Source organism: Microbacterium sp. MAH-37, assembly GCF_009758255.1.
Lineage (GTDB): Bacteria > Actinomycetota > Actinomycetes > Actinomycetales > Microbacteriaceae > Microbacterium.
The window spans coordinates 33665-52588 of sequence record NZ_WSEN01000009.1; the positions used below are offsets into that span (position 1 = coordinate 33665).

An 18924-nucleotide genomic window follows, 5' to 3' on the forward strand; every position below is an offset into this window, starting at 1 on the left:
TCAGACACAGACAATCTCCATCCAGGGGTCGTGTCCAGATTACTCGCCCCGCGTGCGCGCGCCGGACCGCAGGCACATCGACAACACGACGCCGACCACGCTGGCCAGTGCCGCGACGAGGAACAGGGCGACGAAGCCGCCGACGCCCGTCGTGCCGGCGATGATCAGCATCGCGATCGGCGCGCCGAACGACGACCCGACCGTGCGCAGCACTCCGTTGACGCCGAGCAGCCCGCCGAGCTCGTGCGGCTCCGATCCCTGCGCGATGAGATCAGCCACGACGGTCGTGCCGATCCCCGCGCCGAGCCCCATCACCGCGTAGAAGAGGATGTTCGGGAGCAGAGCGTGCGGCCAGAGCGCGATACCCACCGCGCCCACCGCGATCAGCGCCATGGCGATCGCCGAGACCCAGGCCGAGCGCATCCAGCGCATGAGCACCGAGGCGAACCTGCCGCCGACGAACGCGACGATGGTGCCGGGGAACATCACCCAGCCGGTGGCCTGCGTGCCCATGCCGGCGCCGACGGGCTGCGGGGTCTGGAGCAGCAGCGGCATTCCGACGTAGAAGAGGTAGGGCACGAATCCGAGCAGCACGGCGAGCAGATTGCCGATCGCGATCGTCGGTCGCCACAGCACAGGCAGATCCAGCAGCGGCGCCGACACACGGCGCTCGACGATCAGCAGTGCGATGCCGGACAGCACGGCGACGACGGCCGAGGCGATGATGCCCGGCGAGGTGATCCCCCAGCTCGCCGCCTGCGAGACGACGAGGAGGATGCCGACCAGGAGAGCTGCGAGGAGGCCGATACCGGCGAAGTCGACCCGCGCCTGCCCGTGCACCACGTGCGACGGCACGGAGGCGGCGACGAGGGCCATCGACACGACGCCGAAGATCGCGCCCACCCAGAACAGCACCTGCCACGGCGCGATGCTGGCGATGATGCCGCCGATGACGAGCGCGAGTCCCGCGCCGAGCCCGACGGTGCCGCTGAGCCAGCCGGTGGCCGATCGCCTGGCATCGCCGGTCAGATGTGTGCCCACGATCGCGAGCGCCAGCGGGAACGACGCCGTTGAGGCGCCCTGCAGCACACGACCGACCAGGATGACGGTCAGGTTCGGCGCGACGGCCGCGATGATGCTGCCCAGCACGAAGACACCCATCGCGACGAGCAGCATCCTTCGGTGCCCGAACCGGTCGCCGAAGGAGCCGAGCACGGGTGCAGCGACCGCGCCGCTGAGCAGGTAGGCGGTGAGGATCCAGCTCACGCCGATGCCGTCGGTGTGCAGCGCCCCCTGCAGCGCGGGCAGCACGGGCAGGAGCATGGTCTGCATCATCGAGTACGTCAGCACCGCCAGGGCGAGGGCGAGTACGAACCACCGGCGCGGGGCCGCCACTCCTCCGTCGTTCTGGTCGGATGCCACGACGGGCAGCGTGTCGGTCGTCATCGGATCTCCAATCGGAACGGAATGTTCCGTTCAAAGCCTTGAGCCTAGCCCCCCTCTGCTACCGTGGCCAAATGCCCGTCGATCCCGCTGCCGCTCCCGGGCGGGTCCGCGAGGCCCGCGCCAACGACGCCGCCCTCTTCCGCGCCGCCCGCGACGTGTTCGCCGAGCGCGGCTACGACGCCCCGATGTCGCTGATCGCAGAGCGAGCAGGCATCGGCGTCGGCGGCATCTACCGGCGCTATGCGAGCAAAGACGATCTCATCCGCGAGCTGCGCCGCAGCTCACTCGAGGACATCGTGCGGACGGCGCGCGCCAGTGCGGAGGATGCCGGTGCGGACGGCGCGGTCGCACTCTTCCTGCGCACGCATCTCGGTCAGGCGGGTGGACACCTGCCGACGCTGCTGAACCGCAGCACGCCGATGACGTCGGAGATCGAGCGACTCTCTGATGAATTGCACAAGGCGCTGAGCGCGCTCGTCACGCTGGATGCCGAGCGCGGACTCGTGCCCGCAGGCTTCGGCCCCGGAGATGTCATGGCTGCGATCGTGCACCTGCGCCCGTCAGCATCCGATGATCCCGATGAGGATCGGGCGCTGAACCTGCGCCATCTCGAGTACTACCTGCGCGGCCTGCGCGCCTCGATCTCCGACCCGGTGGACGTCGGAGCCTCGATGAGCTGGGACGACTGGATGCGTCACAACTCGATGCGCTGAACCGCGCGGATCACTGTCAGTCGGCGGATGCGGCCGATGGCGGACCCGACGCACGCTCTATGCCGGATCGGGCGACGCATACCGCTCCAGTCTGTCCGCGAGCTCCGCCGGCCGGCTGAGCGCGACGCAGTGCCCGCCGGGCATCTCATCGGGGACGGTGCCGAGCCGCTCGGGGACGATGCGGCGGAACAGATCCGCCGGGAAGACGCGGTCCTCCGTGCACAGCAGGAAATGCGTGGGCACGTCGGGCCACGCCGTGCCCGGCCAGGGTTCGGCGTAGGCGGTCGCCGACGGATGGTCCCGCTCGCGGCGCAGCGCCTCCTCAGCGAGGACTCGTGGCACGTCGTGGTAGTAGCTCACGTACGGGTCCTCGTTGCCAGTGAGCCCGCCGTCACGCGCCGCCTGCGCGGCGACGGTCTCGGCGTAGCTCGTCGTGCCCCACCACTGCTCCGGGCTCTCGCCCGGCAGTGGGACCATACCCGCGAGCAGCACGAGCGCGGTCGCGGGCAGTCGCGCGGCGACCAGAGGCGCCGTGAATCCCCCGAAGGAATGACCGAGGACGAGCACGTCGCGACCGGTTCCGACGAGCTCCACGACGGCATCGGCGTAATCCTCGAACCGGAGCGCGTCGTCACCGGCGGGGAGATCCGGGGCGATCACCTCGTGACCACGAGCCTCGAGCTGCGCCGCGAGGAGATGGAAGGACCAGCCGGTGTCGCCGCCGCCGTGGATGAGCACGAACGTCGTCATGACGCCACGGTATCCACGCCGGCGAGGCCTCGGAACCCCGATGTACGGCCTGCAGTGCTCAGTCGGTGGGACCGCGTCCGACCGCGAAGTGCTTCGCGTAGACCCGCTCCGCCTCGGCGATGACCTCGGGGGCGAGATCCGCGACCGGCTCGACGTCGTCGAACAGCGGCTCACAGTCCGGGCCGCGCGCGACGAGGCGTCCGGCGAGGATCCAGGCGTGCCGGTCGTCGTCCTCTTCAGCGAGGTGGCGGTACTGACAGAGTTGCCGCGCGAGCCACTGCCGCAGCGGGCGATCCCACCACGGCTCCGGATCGAGCGGGTTCACCGACAGGCCGGGAAGCGGAAGCCCGCTCTCGTGATCGATCGACTCCTCGTCGCGATCATGGTCCCACCCGGCCGAGTAGCGGATGCCCAGACCGGGCATTTCCCAGACGAGATCCTCGAGCTGGGCCAGCGAATCGATCACCGGAAGCACGAGTTCTCCTCCCGCTCTCACACCGTGTGACAGCACTGTGAAGGGTAGAGGCGCAGAGGTCTCAGGCGCAGGGGGTTGACCCCTGGCTCGTTCTCATGGCAGCCACCCTCGAGGAACGGCGGGAACCCCGGGAGCCCCGGGGTTCCCGCCCCGCTCAGGCGGTCCTGCGTCGGCGCGCGGCGAGGAGCAGCGCGGTTCCCGCGAGCACCGTCAGCAGGGCGATCGGGATCAGAGCGAACAGCCTCTGATCCAAGCCGGTCGCGGCGAGCGAACCCTCCGTGGATCCGCCGGTGACCGCTCCGCTCCCCCCAGGCTGAGACGGATGCGACTCGCCCTCGCCGGAGCCTGAGCCGGGTCCCGTGCCTCCCTCGCCAGGGCCCGGCTCCCCCGGCACCTCTCCCGAGACCACGGCGAGCGTGCCGGTACGAAGTGCCGCGGGCTGCACACCATCCGCGAACCACCAGACCGGACGCATCGATCCGGTCACGGCGGCCGACGCCTCGCGGGACGCCTTGCCAGCCGAGGGTGAGGCCTCGCCCGGTGCTGTGATGGGCTCGGGCGAGGTCGCGAAGCCTTCGTTGTTGAGATTGGGCATTCCCTCGGTGCGAGCGAACACGGCGATCTCCGGCTCCGCGCCGGTGAACGCGATCCTCGCGGATCGCCCCTCGCATCCGTCGTCGCAGACCGCCCACAGCTCGCCGATGACGGTGTCGTAGTCGAGTGCCATCACGCCGCCGAGGCCGGGGTCGATGGATGCGACCTGCGCGATGCTGCCGTCCGCGCCGAGCGCATAGGCGTACACGAAGCCGTTGTCCTCGACGGCGACGAAGAACAGCCCGTCGCCGTGGCCCGGATAGCGGGCTGGGTCATAGGGCTGTGCGGTGTTCCGGTCGATCAGCTTCCCGGCGAGCCGGTCGTCGGCCACCCACTCGACCGCCTCGATGCCGGTGTTCGCGGCGACCTGGGGCAGGGTCGCGGTGAGGTCCCATTCCCGGTCCGCCACCACGTCGGGACCGGGTGCGTCCGGGGCGACCTCGAGGACCACGTTCTGGTTCACGCCCTTCTTGGAGTTGTCGCGCTCGGATGCGAGGTAGACGCGGCCTTCGCCGTCGACCGTGATGCCCTCCGAGTCGGGCCCGGCCGCGGCGGGGTCGCCGGCGTCGCGCTGGAAGCGGGCGCGCTTGCCGTCCTCCCAGCCGTCGGCGAACGCGACCGTGCCGTCGACGGCGACGTTCAGCTTCCAGAAAGTGCCGGTGCCGTTGTCGACCGCCCAGAGCACGGTGCCGTCGGGAGTCGCCTGCGTGTCCAGCCCCGAGGAGTCCTCGAGGAACATCGCCGTCTCGTCGACGACCGTCACGTCGGGCGAGCCCGGCCATGCCGCGGCCTCGGGCTCCTCAGGTCCGCCGGGCTGCTCTCCTCCGCCGTCGCCGCAGTTCGCGGCGCCCTTGCTCGCGCTCTTCGCGTCGGCGAACTCCCCTGTGCCGTCGGGACAGCGAGCCCAGGTCGCGGCCGCGTGCTCGTTCCACGCGTACTCCGCCACCGTGAGACCGTCGGCGTTCCGGATCGTCGCGACATCCGCTCCGCCGAGGCCGAAGCCGAAGTGGGTGCCGCCGTCGAAGACGAAGAACTCGCCAGGGGCGAGAGTCGTCTCCGCTGCCACCGGGGTGACGTCGGACGCGTGGCCGGCGGGGTCGCTGTCCATGAGCGTCCAGCCGGACAGGTCGACCGGCGTGCTGCCGATGTTCGTGATCTCGACCCAGTCGGTCGCGTCGCCGTTGGACTCCACCTCGTTGACCGCGATGTCCGGCAGCACGCAGTCGTTCGCCGCTCCGGGCGTCACTCGTGCCAGTGCGAAGGCGCCAGTCGCGTCGGGGCAGCGCGCGTAGCTCGCGGCCGCCTCGTCGCCGTCGATGGCGGGATGCCCGGACCACGAGGTCTGATCCAGCGGAGTGCCGTCGGCTGCGAAAACCCGGATGGCGTCGGAGGCGCCGATGCCGATCGCAGCCTGGAACTGCTGCGGCGCACCGTTCGCATCCAGACCAGGCGTCGAGGCCTCGACGACGAGGCGCTCGCCGCCGGCGATGCTCGCGCCCGCCGGGAAGAACCAGCGGTGGTCGTCCGAGTTGTCGCGGATCTCCACACCGGTGAGGTCGGCCGCCTCGGTGCCCGGGTTGATCAGCTCGATCCAGTCGGCGGGGCCCGAGTCGACCTCGTTCAGCAGCACGCGGCCCGGGAGCGTCGGCGCGTCGCAGTTGTTCGGACCACCAAGCGTGAGTTCAGTCCCGTGTGCCCACTCGCCGCCGTCCGCGCAGCGCGACCAGTCACCCAGCGGAGCATCCCCCGTGTAGGCATAGGAGTCGACCTCCGTGCCGGAGGCGTTCACGAGCGTGACCGTGTCGCCCTTCCCGAGCCCGAACGGGAATCCGAGCGGAGAACCGTCCTTCTCGAGGACGAGGAACTGTCCCGCGCCGAGAATCGTGCCCGCGGGGATCGTGCCGGACTCTTCGCGCTTGTCGTCGAAGACGCCCCATCCCGATAGGTCGACGGCGCCGCTGCCGGCGTTGAACAGCTCGATCGCGTCGACGGCGCCCGGAACGATGTCGTCGTAGACGATCTCGTTCACGACCACGCCGGGTCCGGCCGCCACGGCCGGGATCGCGGCGAACGCCCCGCCGGACACGGCGACCGCGATGATCGCGGCCACTGCGGCGACAGGACGATGCATGAGGGGTGGTTTCGGGCTCGGTGCAGGCATGCGGGCGCTCCAAAGGGCAGATGTTCTCCAGGGTCGGAGCCACTCGATCGGATCCCGGTGACCCGGAGCCGGCGCCCACGTGAACAGCCGGTGTCCTCCACCTGTCGGCCGAGGGTTCGCGAAGATCACGACGGCGAGATGCAGGGAGTGGACCGCATGTGATGGGATCGCCCTGTGAAGACGATCGGCGTGCTGGGTGGCATGAGCTGGGAATCGACCGCGGAGTGGTACCGACTGGCGAACGAGCGGGTACGCAGCCGTCGGGGCGGTTATCACTCCGCGCGTCTCCTGATCGACTCGGTCGACTTCGCCGAGATCGAGGCGCTTCAGGCCTCAGGAGACTGGGAAGCCGCTGGTCGGCTGCTCGCCAGGCACGCGACGGGGCTGGAGCGCGCCGGCGCCGGGGTCCTCGTCCTCTGCACGAACACGATGCACATCGTCGCCGAATCCATCGAGGCCGCCGTCAGCATTCCGTTCATCCACATCGCCGACGCCACTGCTGAAACCGTGATCGCTGCCGGCGTGCGCACTGTCGGACTGCTCGGCACCGCCTTCACGATGGAGCAGGCCTTCTACCGCGACCGTCTCGCCGCCCATGGGCTGGAAGTACTGGTCCCGGAAGCTGCAGAGCGTCAGATCGTCCACCAGGTCATCTACGAGGAACTCGTGCACGGTGTGGTCAGCGACTCATCCAGGGACGCGTACCGCCGGATCATCGATGCGCTGGCGGATCGGGGCGCGGAGGGCGTGATCCTCGGCTGCACCGAGATCGAACTGCTGATCTCGTCCGCCGACAGTGCTGTGCCTGTCTTCCCGACCACTGCGATCCACGTCGACGCCGCACTGCGCGCTGCCGAGGACGGGCAAGAGGGATAGTCGCGGACGCGTGCTCTGGTGTCAGGAGCCGAGCACGGCGACGATCGGCCTGTGGTCACTGCCGGATCCCGGTGTATCGACGATCTTGACGTCGAGCACCCGCCACTTGACACCCAGGAGAACGTGATCGATCGGCGAGGCGAGCGCTTGTGGTGCGGTCGAGGGCCATGTTCCGGACGCGGCTTGAGACGAAGCCGCTGCAGCATCACTGCAGCCGGGAACGTCGCCGAGATGATCGACTGTCGCATTGAGGTCTCCTGCGACTACGACGCTCTCGCCCAGGCTCTGACATTGCTCCATCATCCAGTCGAGGCCTTGGCGCCACTCACTCATGCTCCCCGGTAACGGCGGCATCGGATGCGCGACGACGATCGGTGGAGACGTCTCGTCGTCGGGGAGCCAGACACCGCTGGGGAGGCCGGGCGTGGAACCCCGCGAGGCATCAAGCCGATAGCTTCCGAGCATCGTCGAGATCAGCACGGACGTCGGGATCCTGTCCCCCACCGTCGACGATGACATCGTCAGCCCGTGCTCCGCAAGGATCGCGCGCACCTCATCCGCAGCAACCGCGTCCGTCTCGGGGAGGGCGATCACGTCGGGTCGGACGGTCAGGGCGAGCGCGGCGATATCCTGAGCCGACGTCGCGCCGCCTTGAGCGTTCCAGGACAAGACGGTGAGGCCGTCCTGAGCGAGCGTGGAGACGTTGGCCGTCCGCGCGGAAGAACTCCCCCATCCTCGGGCGCCCAGAACAGCCGCCTGCGCGAGAGCGGCGACCAGAAAGCTGCCTGCGACGACGAGCGTGACGACGCGACGCGTCCGGCGCTTCATCACGAGGGCGATGCCTCCGATGATCAAGGCGATCACGAACAAGCCGACGACGAGGGCCGGGCGGAATGCGATGAGCTGTGCGACGCCGAAGACTCTGTGCACGCCCAGTGCCTGCGGCCATGTGATGGCGACGAACATGACGATGCCGGCGGTGAGCGCCGCGAACATGACAACGGCCCGACGGGGCCCCCAGCGCCCCGAGGACGATGAGCGGTCGTACGCCTCCAGGGTGTGCGGCTCTGTCGTCACGGGCATGCGACCAGTCTCTCCTGATGAGCTGGAGGATGTTCGAATGGCACGACGTGCGCTCGTAACGGGGTCCTCATCGTCGACGCTGAGATCGAGATCGCGGGCATGTCAGTGTTGCCGGCCGCACCAACAGACCGCAGAAGTCGGGCTATCGGAATCGGTGGCGGATCCGGCGCGGTAGGTACACGAGTCGAAGTGGCTCGCGATTAGCCGACTTCCCAGGCGGGATGTCGAAGCGACCAGCGGGCACCAGCGTCTCAGTTCTGGAGCTGTGACCGATCCGAGCCACGGACTGACGGCGCGCTTGCGGGTTGTCGTCGTCGCGGGGTGCGGCGGCGGGTGTTTACGATCGTGATGCTCGCGAGCACGAGGAGAATGCCGACGATCTGTAGTGGCGTGAGGATCTCGCCTCCGAGGAAGACGCCGAGCATGACGCCGGTGACCGGGTTGAGCAGGCCGATGACGCCCACGACTCCCGCCGGGAGGTGCCGGAAGCCGCTGAACCAACAGACGAACCCCAGCGCTGTGGCCACGAGGCTGACGTAGGCGAAGGCGAGGCCTGCGACGGGCGTGATGGCCGGGGGTGCCCCCTCGACGATGGCTGCGGCGGCAAGCAGCTCGAGTCCGCCGACGACGAGCTGCCAGGCGGTGACGGTCAGCACGGGAGTGTCGTCTTGCCATCGTTTCGTGAGGATCGCACCGATCGAGGAGAGGATCATGGAGACGATGGATGCTGCGATGCCCCAGCCGTCCAGCGCGCCGGTCGCCGTGCCGACGATGAGCAGGACTCCGGCTCCTCCGACCACTGCGCCGAAGATCACGCGCGGCGCTGGCCGCTCCTGGATGAGCAGCCAGGCGGCTGCGGCGATGACGATCGGACTCAGCGACATCAGCGAGGCGGCGATGCTGGCGGGCAGCAGTTGGGCTGCGACATAGACCAGGCAGAAGAACATCCCCATGTTCAGCGTGCCGAGGACGACCGAACGCCACCACCACGCTCCCGTCGGCAGTCTCCGGGCGACGAGCAGGAGCACCAGCCCGGCGGGCAGCGCCCGGATCGCAGACCCCCACAGCGGTGAGTCGGCAGGCAGAAGTTCGTGCGTGACGAAGTAGTTCGAGCCGAACGCAATAGGTCCGATCGCCGCAACCAGGGGCCACCGAATCCTGCCCAACAGGCGTGGCGCCCATGCTTCCGTTTCCATGGAAACCAGTATACGTTCCGCGGAAACTATGATGGGTGCATGAGCAGTCAGGATCGCGTGGGGATGTTCGTCGAGCAGTGGCGTCGCGAGCGTCCGGACCTCGATCCGACCCCGATGGCGGTGATAGGTCGGATGCGCAGGGTCTCGGACGAGTTCACGCGGGAGCTGATCGAGAACTACCGCCGGTTCGGGCTGGGCGAGGGCGAGTTCGACGTGCTCTGCGCACTCCGCCGAGCTGGCGCGCCATTCGCTCTGTCGCAGGGAGACATCGCCGAGCACACCATGGTCACCGCGGGGGCGACGTCGAAGCGCGTCGACCGGCTCGAGGCGACCGGGCTCGTCACCCGCAGTCAGCGGATGGACGATGCCCGCGGCCGTATCGTCGAGCTCACGCCCGAGGGTCGTGCACTCATCGACGATGCCTACCCTGCGCATCTACAGCTGGAAGACCAGCTCCTCTCCCCTCTCGACGACGCAGAGCGAGCGCACCTCGAGGCCCTGCTCCGCAAGCTCGTCCGCGACTGACGTCTCGATACCCAGGAGATATTTGACCCATGCCTTCACCCACCGCCCTCCTCGTCATTGATCTGCAGCAAGGTGTCGTGGAGGACTGCGTCGATGCCGAGGGAGTGCTGGATCGCACCGCGCAACTCGTCGACCGTGCCCGAGCAGAGGGCGTGCCCGTGGTCTGGGTGCAGGATCACGGCGACTTCGCCGAAGGCACTGATGCGTGGGAGCTCGCCGCGCCGCTTTCACGTGCAGCAGACGAGCCGCTCATCCGGAAAGCGTTCCGGGACTCTTTCACCGACACAGACCTCGCAGAGGTCCTCGACACCCTCGACGCCCGACGCCTCGTGGTTGCCGGAGCACAGAGCGACTACTGCATCCGCACGACGACCCAGGCGGCCGCGGCACGTGGTTTCGACGTGACGCTCGTGTCTGATGCGCACACGACGACGGACGCGGTACACGACGGCGTCGTGATCACCGGCGAGCAGATCGTCGCGCACACGAACATGTACTTCGGCGGGCTGCGCTACCCCGGCCAGCGATTCGCCGCCGAGACGCACGACCGCGTGACCTTCAGCTGAGAGCACGTCACGGAACGCGATGAGGCAGGAGTGCGCGCTGATCGCTACGGAGATCTACGCGATCCCCGATGAGCTGATCGACGGCACCGCCGTCGCAACCCGCCTGCGCAGTCAGCCGTCGGGCGAAGGCACGTGCGAGGTCACGCTCTACGGTGTTCTCGAGCCCGATATCGACAACGGCGATAGCGACGAATGCAACACGGATCTGCGCTGGATCGATCCTGCAGGTGAGCCTCCTTCGGACCAGCCCTGGTCCTGCAAGCTTCCGACTGCGGATGATCCCGACACGGCTCACGCCGCGGTGAGTATCGACGAGCCGATGACGGCGAACTCGTACGTCGTGTACGAAGTACGGTCTCCGATCCGCCAGACCGACGTCGGGTGTGAGCGGGGGTGGTCGTGGCTGCCTCCGTGCGCCGGGGAGCCGGACGGTTTCCCGGCGATGTGACGCCGGGGCGAGAGCCCGCGCACCAGGGACTGCGGCGCCCTACGCTTGATGTCGAGGAGGTAGGTGACGGCGTTTTCGACGCCACAGTCACGGCGTCGCGGCCCGAGCCCGCCGTGTGGCACGTCGATGGCACGCGGGTCGGTTTCAGCGCCCCGAAACGCGAAAACCCCCGGAATTCCGGGGGCTCTCTCTGTGCGCGATACTGGGATCGAACCAGTACGGGCGCCCGTCACTCTCTCCCCCGAAATCTCGCCGTAATCCGGCCCGATCCCTTGCAATTACTGGCATCGCGCCGCATCGGTGTTAAGGTCAGTAGTGGACACTAACGGACACAAGTTGCCTACCCTTAGGGCACGCTTGGGGCACGGGATTGGGGCACGACATGGCACGCAAGGCGAAAGCGACGATCACCGACGCACTGGGGCGCACGCGCTCGGCGACCCGCGCATCGTGGGGCAAGATCCGCACGCTGCCGAGCGGTCGCATGCAAGCGAGCTACGTCGGGCCGGATGACACGCGGTACAACGCGCCGATGACCTTCGACACGAAGGGCGACGCGGAAGACTGGCTCGCCGGGGTGCGCGGAGAGATCGCCCGCGACGTGTGGATGCCGCCGCACGAGAAGGCGGAGCTTCGCGCCGAGCAGAGTCGCACGCTCGCCGAGTACGCCGCAACGTGGCTCGTCGAGCGGACGAACGCCCGCGGCGATCACCTTCGGCCCCGCACGGTCGACGAGTACAAGCGTCTTCTCCGTCGCCCGGACGCCGACAAGCCTGACGACAAGGGCGGGCCGCTCGCGCCGCTTCTCGACGTACCGCTCGCGAAGCTCTCCCCCGCGAAGGTGCGGACGTGGCGCACCGAACAACTCGACACGGGCAAGAAGACGCAGACGAGCCGCGCGTACGGCTTGCTCAACGCGATCATGACCACGGCGGCGACCGACCTCAAGGGGATCACGAATCCGTGCATCGTCAAGGGCGGTCAGTCGACGCACACGGGCCGGAAGGTCGTGCCGCCGACGGATGCCGAACTCGACACGATCCTCGCGAGCATCACGCCCCGGTACCGCGCTCTCGTCGTCGTCGCCGCGATCGGCGGGCTTCGCTACGGTGAGGCGACCGCGCTGCGCGCGAAAGACGTGACGATCGAGAAAGCCGAAGACGGGGCGGTCGTCGCCGTGCGTCTCGACGTCGGCCGCGGTGTCGTCCGTACATCAGAGGGCATCGTGCCGGGTGAGACGAAGAGCGCGGCGGGCGTGCGCCGCGTGGGGATCTTCGGCGACGACGCGGCGATCGTCGCCGATCACATCGCGGGCAAGGTCGAGGGCACGAAGCGGCTCATCGGTGACGCTCTGCTCTTCCCCGCGAAGGACGGCGTCGGCTTCCTCGCACAGTCGGCGTTCTGGAAGCACTGGAACCCGGCGCGCACGGCCGCGGGGCGCGCTGACATGCCGTTTCACGCTCTCCGTCACTACGCGGGCACGCGGTACGCACAGGCGGGCGCGACGCCGAAAGAGACGATGGATCGGCTCGGGCACTCGTCGATGGGCGCGGCGATCCGCTATCAGCACTCGGGCAACCGCGACGACGAACTCGCCGCCCGCATGGCGCGCCGCTCGACGACCGCTTAGTCGATCGTGTGGGGGTCGATCCCCGGTCGCATGTACTTCTCGTTGAACGCCTTCTCGCGGGCGAGAAGCGCTTCGCCGTCGGCGATGTACTGCATGATCTCGTCGTCATCCGGCGTCGCGACGATCGGCACGTGAGAGGGCACTCCGCGCGACTCGTGCAAGCGCCGAGTGCGCTCGTTGAACGCCTCTCGGGCTTCGGTGATCGCCGTCATCTCGTCGAGGTACTTGCTCATCCGGTCAGGCTACAGGTCGCCGGATATGGCGAGGGCCGGGATCGCGACATCCCGGCCCTCAGCCGCCCGAAAGGTAAGGCGGCTCTTCCGGCGGTCATCACTTCCGCCGGGGTCTGTGGGCGGCTTACGTGTGCCCGAGCCGATCGTCGCCCGGGCCGGCTTGCCACACGGTCACGCGGTTCGACGCCGACGTGAGATCCGTTCCGCGGACGGTCGGCATCCGGACGGTTCCCTGTACCGTGAGCGCGCCGCCGATCGACACGTTCCCGGCAAGAATCGACGCGACGTACGCGGCGACCTTCTGATCGATGCGGGCGTCGATCTCCGCGTTCGTCCACCGATCTGCCGCCCATGCGTCGAGCTGCGCTTGAATGTCTGTCACGAGAGCGCGGAGCTTCGCGACCGTGCTCCCGAGCGCCTCGCCCGACGGCGCTTCGAGGATCCGTAGGCGCCGCTGAACGTCGTCGAGCTCGTCGATCAGGTCGCCGAGCTCCGAAGGTAGGGCGCCGTTCCGTCCGTTACGCATCAGCGCCACCCACGGGACGAGCGACGGGCGCTCTCTCGCTGCCCGTTCAGACGATCGGCCGCGAGTTCGGATGCGGTCTTCCGTCGTCCCGTCTCTGCCGGCGGGGCGTCGTCCTTCACGTCGGGCGCCGGCAGCATCTTCGCGCGGTCGATCGTGGCGCGCGCGGCCTCGCGGTCGTCGTCGCTCCACTCGTCGCGCGAGAGAAGGTCTTCGAGGTCGCCGAGCACTTCCGTGCGCGGGTCGATCCCGTAGCCGAGACGTTCGGCGGCGAGCTCGGATGCTGTCTTCTCGGTCATGGTCATGCCTTTCCTGTCGTGTCGGAGGGTCGTGCTAGGTCGCCCGCGGCGATCGCGTCTTCGAGCTCAAGCCGTGCGTCGAGAAGCCGAAGGTCGGCCTCGGTGAGCGCGTGCAGCGCTCGTCGATAGGCGGCGTACGCCTCTTCGCGCTCCCGCTCTGCGAAGGCGATCTCGGATTGCAGCTCGGCGGCGTTCATGCTGTCTCCGCCTCGGTCATGGCGACGAGGGTCGCGTGCATGCGGATGAGCTTCGCTTCGAGCCGTTCCAGCGCGGCGAGTACGGTCGTGACTTCGTCGGCGGTCATGGTCAGTCCTCCCAGTAGTCGTCATCGTCGATCAATCGCGGGTCGATGTATCCGGCAACGCCCGCGGGACGGCGTCTGCGCGTCTTCTTCGGCTCGGGCGACTCGTCGAGCGTGGTCGTCTCCGAGAGCGCGGGAGCGGCGCGCACAGCCTCAACGGCGGCCGTCTTCGCCGGGGATGCCGGCCCCGTGTAGCCCGCACGGTGCGCCGCGTAGGTGTCGACCTTCGGCCGCTTCGCGTCCTGACGCGCCCACCGCTTCGCCTGACGGTCGCACGCGTGGTCGATACCGAAGATCGAGCGACCTCCGTCGGCGCCGAGGTCGCGCTCATCCGCATCGCTGTCGTACCTGCGCATGGTGCGAAGGATCTCGGCGGCGGCTTCTGCGCGCTCGGTCGGCGTCATCGCGTCCCAGACCGCGTGCCCTTCTTCGCGCCAGCGGGCGAAGCGCGCGTCGCCCTTCTTGCGGCGACGGCGCTCCCCCGGCGTCGGCTCAGGCATCCGGTCGAGCATCGCGCCGAGCTCGGCGCGCACCGCGGCATCCGACGCGAGACGGGGTCGCCGCCGTGCGGTCTGCGCCTTGCGCTTAAGCGGCATGCTCGTCACCTTCCGGCCGGAGGTTCAGCCCGAGAAGCCGCGCCCGCTGTGCTTCGGCGGCGAGCAGCACGCGATACAGGGCCGTCCGCTCGCCCTGCGACTGACACATCGCGAGGTCGATGTGCGCTTGACGGATGACGCCGTCGATGCGGTCTTCGACCTCGGTGCGAAGGTGCTCGGCTTCGGCCTCACCGAGTCGGGCGTACGCGATGCGCGCGAGCTCCTGCGCCTCGATGAGCGAGATCCCCAGCCGGTCGGCGATGTCGCCCCAGGATGAGCCCTCGCGGCGCATCACGACCGCGCGAAGTGCCCGCTCGACGGCGCGATCGGCTTCGACGTCGGCGGCGACCGTCGCGAGGGCGTCGCCCTTCTTCTTACTCATCGTCGGCGCCGATGGTCATGTCGCCGAGGGCGGCGGGCTCGGAAGCGGGCGGCTCGTCGGCCTGATCTTCACCGGCGACCGGCACGACGACGTCGGGCGTCGAGCGCTCGGCGCCGCGCTGCACGTCGAGGGTTTCCATCGCCTCGCCGATCGCGATGCCGATCCGGTCGAGCGCTTCGCCGACGTACGCGGCGGAGACGTCGAGCGGGAGCAGGGCGGGGATGCCGTCCGTCATCGGGACGCTGCGCCCGCGCATGCGCGCGCCGTCGGTCAGGCGGTCGAGCAGACCGAGGGTCGAAATCGACTCGTCGAGCTCGACGCCCGCCTTCCGAAGCGTCTCGCGCGCCGAGGTGACGCGGAGGATCGCGGCGTCGGCGAGTCCCATGACCTCGGCGCGCCATGCCGGCGCGTGGTGCCGGATCGTCTCGACGACACGCGTGTGCGCCTTGCGGAGCGCCGTGTCACGGGCGTCGAACTCGATCCGGGCCTCTTCGAGCGCGTCTTGTGCGGCGCGGAGCTTCTTGACGAGCTTCTTCGCCGGCACGGTGCCGCCGTCTTCGGCCGCGTCGGCCGCTTCGGCGTCGATCTCGGCGCGGGCACGGTCGACGGCGCTGTCAGCAGCGCGGAGGGCGGCGCTCGCCTCGCGATGCTGCGCGGCCCGCTTCGCGAACTTCTCGACCGCCTCGCGCACGGCGGGGATCGGGATCCGCGTCGGCTCGGGGAGCGTGAGAAGCAGGGATGCGCCCTCGCGGCTGTGGAGGTTGTAGGTGATGGTCATGACTTGCCCTTCTTCGTGGTGGTGGTCGGTCGTGCTGGGGTCGTGAGAGCGATCGACGCGACGTCGATGCCGGGTGCGAGTGAGTAGCGCCATGTGGTCGTCTCGCGAAGGCTCATGCCCGTAACCGTGACTTCGTCGTCCTTCGTGAGAAGGCCGAGAAGGTCGAGCGCCTGTAGCTGCCGGTCGACGGTCGAGCGCGGCTTGTCGACGCGCTTGACGACGTCGCGGAGCGGCGTCCACTCGTTCGCCGCGACGTCTTCGAGGATTTCGAGCCGGAGCGGCGGCATCGAGTCACGGGCGACCCGGATCGCGAGGGCGAGAGCGTCGCCGCGCGCGAGTCCGATCGCCATGCCGCCACGGAAGATCTGCGCGAGTTGCTTCGCGAATCGGGTCGGCATCTCGGGCGCGTGCGAGTCGATCACGTTGCCGCGATAGTCGACGTCGACCGCCGTTCGGGCGAGCGTGACGAGATCGGCGGCGGCGAGGATGCGCGCCGACTCGTCGTCGTCCGGCCCTTCGGCGCGGAGGTCGGCCCCTTCGAGCACGCCGGCCGCGGCGGCGGCGAGCTCGGCGCGCATCGCGTCCTCGCTGCCCGTGTTGCCGATCGCCTTCCGTCCAGCGGCAATGCGGCCCGTCGTCGAGTCCATCCGCACGACGACGAAGCGGTCGCCGAAGGCCGAGATCGTGTCGGCGTGCGCGCGATCCCATGCGGTCGTGACGGCACCGATGACGACGAGTCGCCCTTTCCATTCGAGCGACCGTCCGCCGTCGGTGCCGACGTTGCGGATCCAGTGCCCGTCGTAGACCTCGCGGAGCGCGGCGAACACCTGCCCGCGCGCGGTGCGATCCATCGAAAGCATCGACGTCACGTCCTTCGGGACGAGAATCCCGCTCTTGCCGATCTCATGCAGCAGACCGCCCGTCGCGTTCGCGGAGCGCTCCCCCTTCGAGGTCGCCGAGAGAAGCGCGCCCTCCGAAGCGATCGCCGAGACGACGTGCGCGCCGGCACCCGCGAGCGATTGAACCGTCTCCGTCTTCGCGTTGCCCGAGCCCGAGATCAGCAGCAGCCATGCGGGATCCCCGTCCATCCGCTCGATGACAGCCGCGGCGAGCACGGCGTCGAGGGCGCCGAGGTCGTAATCGGTGCCGAGCCACCCGCGGAAGGCGTCGTGACAGGCGGTGAGCGACATCGGCTCGGGGCGCGGCGGCTCCGCGGCGCGTGCGGCGTGACGAGCGGCGATCGCGCGCTTGTCGCCCTTCGTGAGCTTGAACGTCACGAGCGGAAGGCCGAAACGGCGCACGCTGCCCGCGAGCGCCTTATCGAAGTGCGACTCGTACTCAGCGCCCCAGCCGTGCGCGTACGTCTCGCGGGCTTCGTCGACCGCCTTCGCGACGCCCGGATGCCCCGCCTGACCGAGCCGCACGAGATCGGCGACGGCTTCGAGCATGTCGGCGTGGCTCATGTCGCGCGGCCAGAAGCGCCCGAGCGCCTTCCTCACCGGCTTCGACGGCTTGCCGGCGGTGAGCCGCGCGCGGAAGGTGTCGACGTCGGCGTCTGTGCCGCGAGCGACGGTTGCCGTCCGCTCGCGGGCCGCGATCAGCCAATCGGGCGCCGGGGTGAGGTCGTCGATCGACGCGGGCGGCGCGGCGTAGAGGATCGCGTATGACTCGCCCGTGCGGCGGTCGATTCCGCTGCCCTTCTCGAAGAGATCAGCGGTGCCGTTCGGGAGCTCGACACCGGCGGGCGCGGCGTACCACGCGTGCGAGCCGCCCGACGGCGTCCTCTGCCGCCACGTCGGCGGGAGCGCGTACCCGAGCCGCGTGAGCGCGCCGAGTCCGTCCTTCCCGCCCGTGACGTCGAAGTCGGCGATCGCGAGTCCCGAGGGACCGGCGACGACGCCGGGAAGCGCGTCGGGGCGCTTCTCCCACCATGCGCGGATCGTGTCGAGGTCGGTCGTCGCATCCTTGAGGCCGCGCGGCACGAGCTTGCCGATCGGGCGCTTGTCAGCGCCGCACGGGAGCACGTGCCAGCCGAGCGCCGCGGCCGCTTCGGCACGGTCGACGGCGCTCACGAGTCGCCCCGTCGTCGTACGGCATCGGCCGCGGCCTCAGCGGCGGCGGTGCGCGCGATGATGATCGCCTCACGCCGCCGCGCCTCACGGTTCGGCCACTCGCGATCGGGGTAGCGGCGATCGACCTCTTCGAGCCACGGTTCGAGGTCGTCAGCGGACGGCTCGGGACGGTGCTTCTTCGTCGGCGGAAGCCCCGCGGCGGCGCGGCGCTCATTCTCACGCGCCCACCGCGCTTCGGACGCCTTCCGGGCGCGCTCGGAGCGCACCTCGGGCGGCATGTTCGCCGCTGCGCGCAGACCGCCGAGCGAGCTCCCGCGATGCGTGGCCGGCGGCGTCCGCTTCTCGGCGCTCATCGGTCGGCCTTCGCGATCGTCAGCGCACGGCCCGAGATCGAGTCGAGGTCGACGCGGATGCGACGCGGCGAGATGCGCTCGGCGTAGATGACGCCCGCGGCGATCTGGCGACGGATGGTCTTCGCGGAGACGGTCGCCTCAACGGCGGCATCGGAGATCGTGCCCCAGCGTCGAGCGCGGGGCTGAGAGTCGGCGTGAGCAGCCATGACAAGCCAATCGGTAGCAAGCTACCGACGCCGTCCCGCCGACTCACGAAGTTCGGCTCTCCACTCTTGCGAGCGGGCTACTCGTCGCGGGGCTCCTGCATCGCGCGTCGCCCTCTTCCGGTACTCGCCCCGCGCGGCTTTCCCGGCTGACCCCCTGCACACAGGCGATCTCCTGAACCCCGCCTCGCGACGGCCCCGATCTCGGGAGGAACTTCGTTTGGTCGATGTGTTCCGCGGGGAACATCGTCCGATCCGGTGCGCCTACATTAACACGGCTTCGACTTAGGAGCGTTCTGAGGCGTTCGGGCGTGTCGTGGCGGCGCTCCCCTCTCCGACCGGCCTTCGAGTGGCGGCGGGGCAGGTAAAGGCGCAGCGGAGGTTCACCAGAGTTGTGGGTAGGGGTGTGGGTACGGCGGTACGCGTTCACGCCCTCTTTCTGGGGGTAGGGGGGTTACCCACAAATCTGGTGAGGCTTTTCGTCCCGCTGAGCGCCTTATCGTCGTCGAGCGCGGCACTTAGGACTCGGGTACGGCGCCCTTACCGTGCTGAGGGCGGGGTGAGCGAACGGATAGCGCGGATCTCGCCCGCCCTCCACCTCGGTCGCCCGGGATCCCGCGGCAACGTCGCCCGTGTACTGGACGCGCATCGCTGTACCTTGGGGCACGCTTAGGGCACGCACTCCCCCGGATACGAAAAAACCCCGGCTTTACCGGGGCTT

22 protein-coding genes are annotated in these 18924 nt (G+C 69.3%); 6 read left to right on the plus strand and 16 right to left on the minus strand.

Features of this window, described 5'->3' with window-relative positions; all coding sequences use genetic code 11:
• Positions 1–39 precede the first annotated feature (39 nt).
• Positions 40–1446 carry an MFS transporter gene (locus GON06_RS12340; RefSeq protein WP_157312613.1) on the minus strand — a complete coding sequence of 469 codons (1407 nt, stop codon included), beginning with the start codon at positions 1444–1446 and terminating at the stop codon, positions 40–42.
• 71 nt (positions 1447–1517) lie between these two features.
• On the opposite strand from GON06_RS12340, the gene GON06_RS12345 reads away from it, so the two are divergent.
• Entirely contained in the window at positions 1518–2159 is a 642-nt protein-coding gene (locus GON06_RS12345) for a TetR/AcrR family transcriptional regulator (RefSeq protein ID WP_157312614.1), read from the plus strand.
• 57 nt (positions 2160–2216) lie between these two features.
• Here GON06_RS12345 and GON06_RS12350 read toward each other — a convergent pair whose 3' ends face one another.
• The 3 genes from GON06_RS12350 to GON06_RS12360 all read right to left on the minus strand — a co-directional run bounded on the left by GON06_RS12350 (position 2217) and on the right by GON06_RS12360 (position 6109).
• Complete coding sequence (locus GON06_RS12350; RefSeq protein ID WP_157312615.1) at positions 2217–2909, minus strand: alpha/beta fold hydrolase; 693 nt, start codon at positions 2907–2909, stop codon at positions 2217–2219.
• 58 nt (positions 2910–2967) lie between these two features.
• Positions 2968–3384, minus strand: coding sequence for a DUF6098 family protein (locus GON06_RS12355; RefSeq protein ID WP_332837486.1), 417 nt, complete (start codon positions 3382–3384; stop codon positions 2968–2970).
• A 154-nt stretch (positions 3385–3538) separates the two neighbouring features.
• Positions 3539–6109, minus strand: coding sequence for a lamin tail domain-containing protein (locus GON06_RS12360; RefSeq protein WP_232528460.1), 2571 nt, complete (start codon positions 6107–6109; stop codon positions 3539–3541).
• A gap of 204 nt (positions 6110–6313) precedes the next feature.
• Here GON06_RS12360 and GON06_RS12365 point away from each other — a divergent pair, with 204 nt between their 5' ends.
• On the plus strand, positions 6314–7015 hold the full coding sequence (locus GON06_RS12365) for an aspartate/glutamate racemase family protein (RefSeq protein ID WP_332837487.1): 702 nt from the start codon (positions 6314–6316) through the stop codon (positions 7013–7015).
• Between the two features lie 21 nt (positions 7016–7036).
• Here the strand turns inward: GON06_RS12365 and GON06_RS12370 are convergent, their stop codons facing one another.
• Together GON06_RS12370 and GON06_RS12375 are read right to left on the minus strand one after the other, a co-directional pair.
• Positions 7037–8011, minus strand: coding sequence for an endonuclease/exonuclease/phosphatase family protein (locus tag GON06_RS12370; protein ID WP_157312617.1), 975 nt, complete (start codon positions 8009–8011; stop codon positions 7037–7039).
• Positions 8012–8349: 338 nt separating this feature from the next.
• Positions 8350–9294: a DMT family transporter gene (locus GON06_RS12375; RefSeq protein WP_198346693.1), complete on the minus strand. Its 945-nt coding sequence runs from the start codon at positions 9292–9294 to the stop codon at positions 8350–8352.
• Positions 9295–9333: 39 nt separating this feature from the next.
• Between GON06_RS12375 and GON06_RS12380 the strand changes: the two genes are divergently transcribed.
• The 4 genes from GON06_RS12380 (at position 9334) to GON06_RS12395 (ending at position 12463) form a co-directional block, all read left to right on the plus strand.
• Complete coding sequence (locus GON06_RS12380; RefSeq protein WP_157312618.1) at positions 9334–9819, plus strand: MarR family winged helix-turn-helix transcriptional regulator; 486 nt, start codon at positions 9334–9336, stop codon at positions 9817–9819.
• A gap of 29 nt (positions 9820–9848) precedes the next feature.
• The gene (locus tag GON06_RS12385) at positions 9849–10385 is read left to right on the plus strand and encodes a cysteine hydrolase family protein (RefSeq protein WP_157312619.1); all 537 of its coding nucleotides are present in this window, start codon (positions 9849–9851) and stop codon (positions 10383–10385) included.
• A 19-nt stretch (positions 10386–10404) separates the two neighbouring features.
• The gene (locus GON06_RS12390) at positions 10405–10833 is read left to right on the plus strand and encodes a hypothetical protein (RefSeq protein WP_157312620.1); all 429 of its coding nucleotides are present in this window, start codon (positions 10405–10407) and stop codon (positions 10831–10833) included.
• A 382-nt stretch (positions 10834–11215) separates the two neighbouring features.
• Entirely contained in the window at positions 11216–12463 is a 1248-nt protein-coding gene (locus GON06_RS12395) for a tyrosine-type recombinase/integrase (RefSeq protein ID WP_157312621.1), read from the plus strand.
• Here GON06_RS12395 and GON06_RS12400 read toward each other — a convergent pair.
• The 10 genes from GON06_RS12400 to GON06_RS12445 all read right to left on the minus strand — a co-directional run bounded on the left by GON06_RS12400 (position 12460) and on the right by GON06_RS12445 (position 18206).
• Positions 12460–12696, minus strand: a complete 237-nt coding sequence (locus GON06_RS12400; protein WP_157312622.1) for a hypothetical protein — start codon at positions 12694–12696, stop codon at positions 12460–12462. The genes GON06_RS12395 and GON06_RS12400 overlap by 4 nt on opposite strands.
• 124 nt (positions 12697–12820) lie before the next feature.
• Positions 12821–13222: a hypothetical protein gene (locus tag GON06_RS12405; RefSeq protein ID WP_157312623.1), complete on the minus strand. Its 402-nt coding sequence runs from the start codon at positions 13220–13222 to the stop codon at positions 12821–12823.
• Positions 13222–13518, minus strand: a complete 297-nt coding sequence (locus GON06_RS12410; protein ID WP_157312624.1) for a hypothetical protein — start codon at positions 13516–13518, stop codon at positions 13222–13224. The genes GON06_RS12405 and GON06_RS12410 overlap by 1 nt, the downstream gene beginning before the upstream one ends.
• Before the next feature lie 2 nt (positions 13519–13520).
• Positions 13521–13715 carry a hypothetical protein gene (locus GON06_RS12415; protein ID WP_157312625.1) on the minus strand — a complete coding sequence of 65 codons (195 nt, stop codon included), beginning with the start codon at positions 13713–13715 and terminating at the stop codon, positions 13521–13523.
• A gap of 109 nt (positions 13716–13824) precedes the next feature.
• Entirely contained in the window at positions 13825–14415 is a 591-nt protein-coding gene (locus GON06_RS12420) for a hypothetical protein (RefSeq protein ID WP_157312626.1), read from the minus strand.
• Positions 14405–14797, minus strand: a complete 393-nt coding sequence (locus tag GON06_RS12425) for a hypothetical protein (protein ID WP_157312627.1) — start codon at positions 14795–14797, stop codon at positions 14405–14407. The genes GON06_RS12420 and GON06_RS12425 overlap by 11 nt, the downstream gene beginning before the upstream one ends.
• The gene (locus GON06_RS12430) at positions 14790–15575 is read right to left on the minus strand and encodes a hypothetical protein (protein ID WP_157312628.1); all 786 of its coding nucleotides are present in this window, start codon (positions 15573–15575) and stop codon (positions 14790–14792) included. The genes GON06_RS12425 and GON06_RS12430 overlap by 8 nt, the downstream gene beginning before the upstream one ends.
• Positions 15572–17647 (minus strand): bifunctional DNA primase/polymerase, encoded by a 2076-nt coding sequence (locus tag GON06_RS12435; RefSeq protein WP_157312629.1) that lies wholly within the window; start codon positions 17645–17647, stop codon positions 15572–15574. Before GON06_RS12435 ends, GON06_RS12430 begins: the two co-directional genes overlap by 4 nt.
• A complete protein-coding gene (locus GON06_RS12440; protein ID WP_157312630.1) occupies positions 17644–18000 on the minus strand; it encodes a hypothetical protein in 357 nt (118 codons plus the stop codon). The genes GON06_RS12435 and GON06_RS12440 overlap by 4 nt, the downstream gene beginning before the upstream one ends.
• Complete coding sequence (locus GON06_RS12445; RefSeq protein WP_157312631.1) at positions 17997–18206, minus strand: DNA-binding protein; 210 nt, start codon at positions 18204–18206, stop codon at positions 17997–17999. Before GON06_RS12445 ends, GON06_RS12440 begins: the two co-directional genes overlap by 4 nt.
• Positions 18207–18924 lie beyond the last annotated feature (718 nt).

Coding starts and splice junctions, on each gene's coding strand:
- GON06_RS12340 (WP_157312613.1), bottom strand. CDS start 1,446: ATGACGACCGACACGCTGCCCGTCGTGGCATCCGACCAGAACGACGGA.
- GON06_RS12345 (WP_157312614.1), top strand. CDS start 1,518: ATGCCCGTCGATCCCGCTGCCGCTCCCGGGCGGGTCCGCGAGGCCCGC.
- GON06_RS12350 (WP_157312615.1), bottom strand. CDS start 2,909: ATGACGACGTTCGTGCTCATCCACGGCGGCGGCGACACCGGCTGGTCC.
- GON06_RS12360 (WP_232528460.1), bottom strand. CDS start 6,109: ATGCATCGTCCTGTCGCCGCAGTGGCCGCGATCATCGCGGTCGCCGTG.
- GON06_RS12370 (WP_157312617.1), bottom strand. CDS start 8,011: ATGTTCGCGGCGCTCACCGCCGGCATCGTCATGTTCGTCGCCATCACA.
- GON06_RS12375 (WP_198346693.1), bottom strand. CDS start 9,294: ATGGAAACGGAAGCATGGGCGCCACGCCTGTTGGGCAGGATTCGGTGG.
- GON06_RS12380 (WP_157312618.1), top strand. CDS start 9,334: ATGAGCAGTCAGGATCGCGTGGGGATGTTCGTCGAGCAGTGGCGTCGC.
- GON06_RS12385 (WP_157312619.1), top strand. CDS start 9,849: ATGCCTTCACCCACCGCCCTCCTCGTCATTGATCTGCAGCAAGGTGTC.
- GON06_RS12390 (WP_157312620.1), top strand. CDS start 10,405: ATGAGGCAGGAGTGCGCGCTGATCGCTACGGAGATCTACGCGATCCCC.
- GON06_RS12395 (WP_157312621.1), top strand. CDS start 11,216: ATGGCACGCAAGGCGAAAGCGACGATCACCGACGCACTGGGGCGCACG.
- GON06_RS12400 (WP_157312622.1), bottom strand. CDS start 12,696: ATGAGCAAGTACCTCGACGAGATGACGGCGATCACCGAAGCCCGAGAG.
- GON06_RS12405 (WP_157312623.1), bottom strand. CDS start 13,222: ATGCGTAACGGACGGAACGGCGCCCTACCTTCGGAGCTCGGCGACCTG.
- GON06_RS12410 (WP_157312624.1), bottom strand. CDS start 13,518: ATGACCGAGAAGACAGCATCCGAGCTCGCCGCCGAACGTCTCGGCTAC.
- GON06_RS12415 (WP_157312625.1), bottom strand. CDS start 13,715: ATGAACGCCGCCGAGCTGCAATCCGAGATCGCCTTCGCAGAGCGGGAG.
- GON06_RS12420 (WP_157312626.1), bottom strand. CDS start 14,415: ATGCCGCTTAAGCGCAAGGCGCAGACCGCACGGCGGCGACCCCGTCTC.
- GON06_RS12425 (WP_157312627.1), bottom strand. CDS start 14,797: ATGAGTAAGAAGAAGGGCGACGCCCTCGCGACGGTCGCCGCCGACGTC.
- GON06_RS12430 (WP_157312628.1), bottom strand. CDS start 15,575: ATGACCATCACCTACAACCTCCACAGCCGCGAGGGCGCATCCCTGCTT.
- GON06_RS12440 (WP_157312630.1), bottom strand. CDS start 18,000: ATGAGCGCCGAGAAGCGGACGCCGCCGGCCACGCATCGCGGGAGCTCG.
- GON06_RS12445 (WP_157312631.1), bottom strand. CDS start 18,206: ATGGCTGCTCACGCCGACTCTCAGCCCCGCGCTCGACGCTGGGGCACG.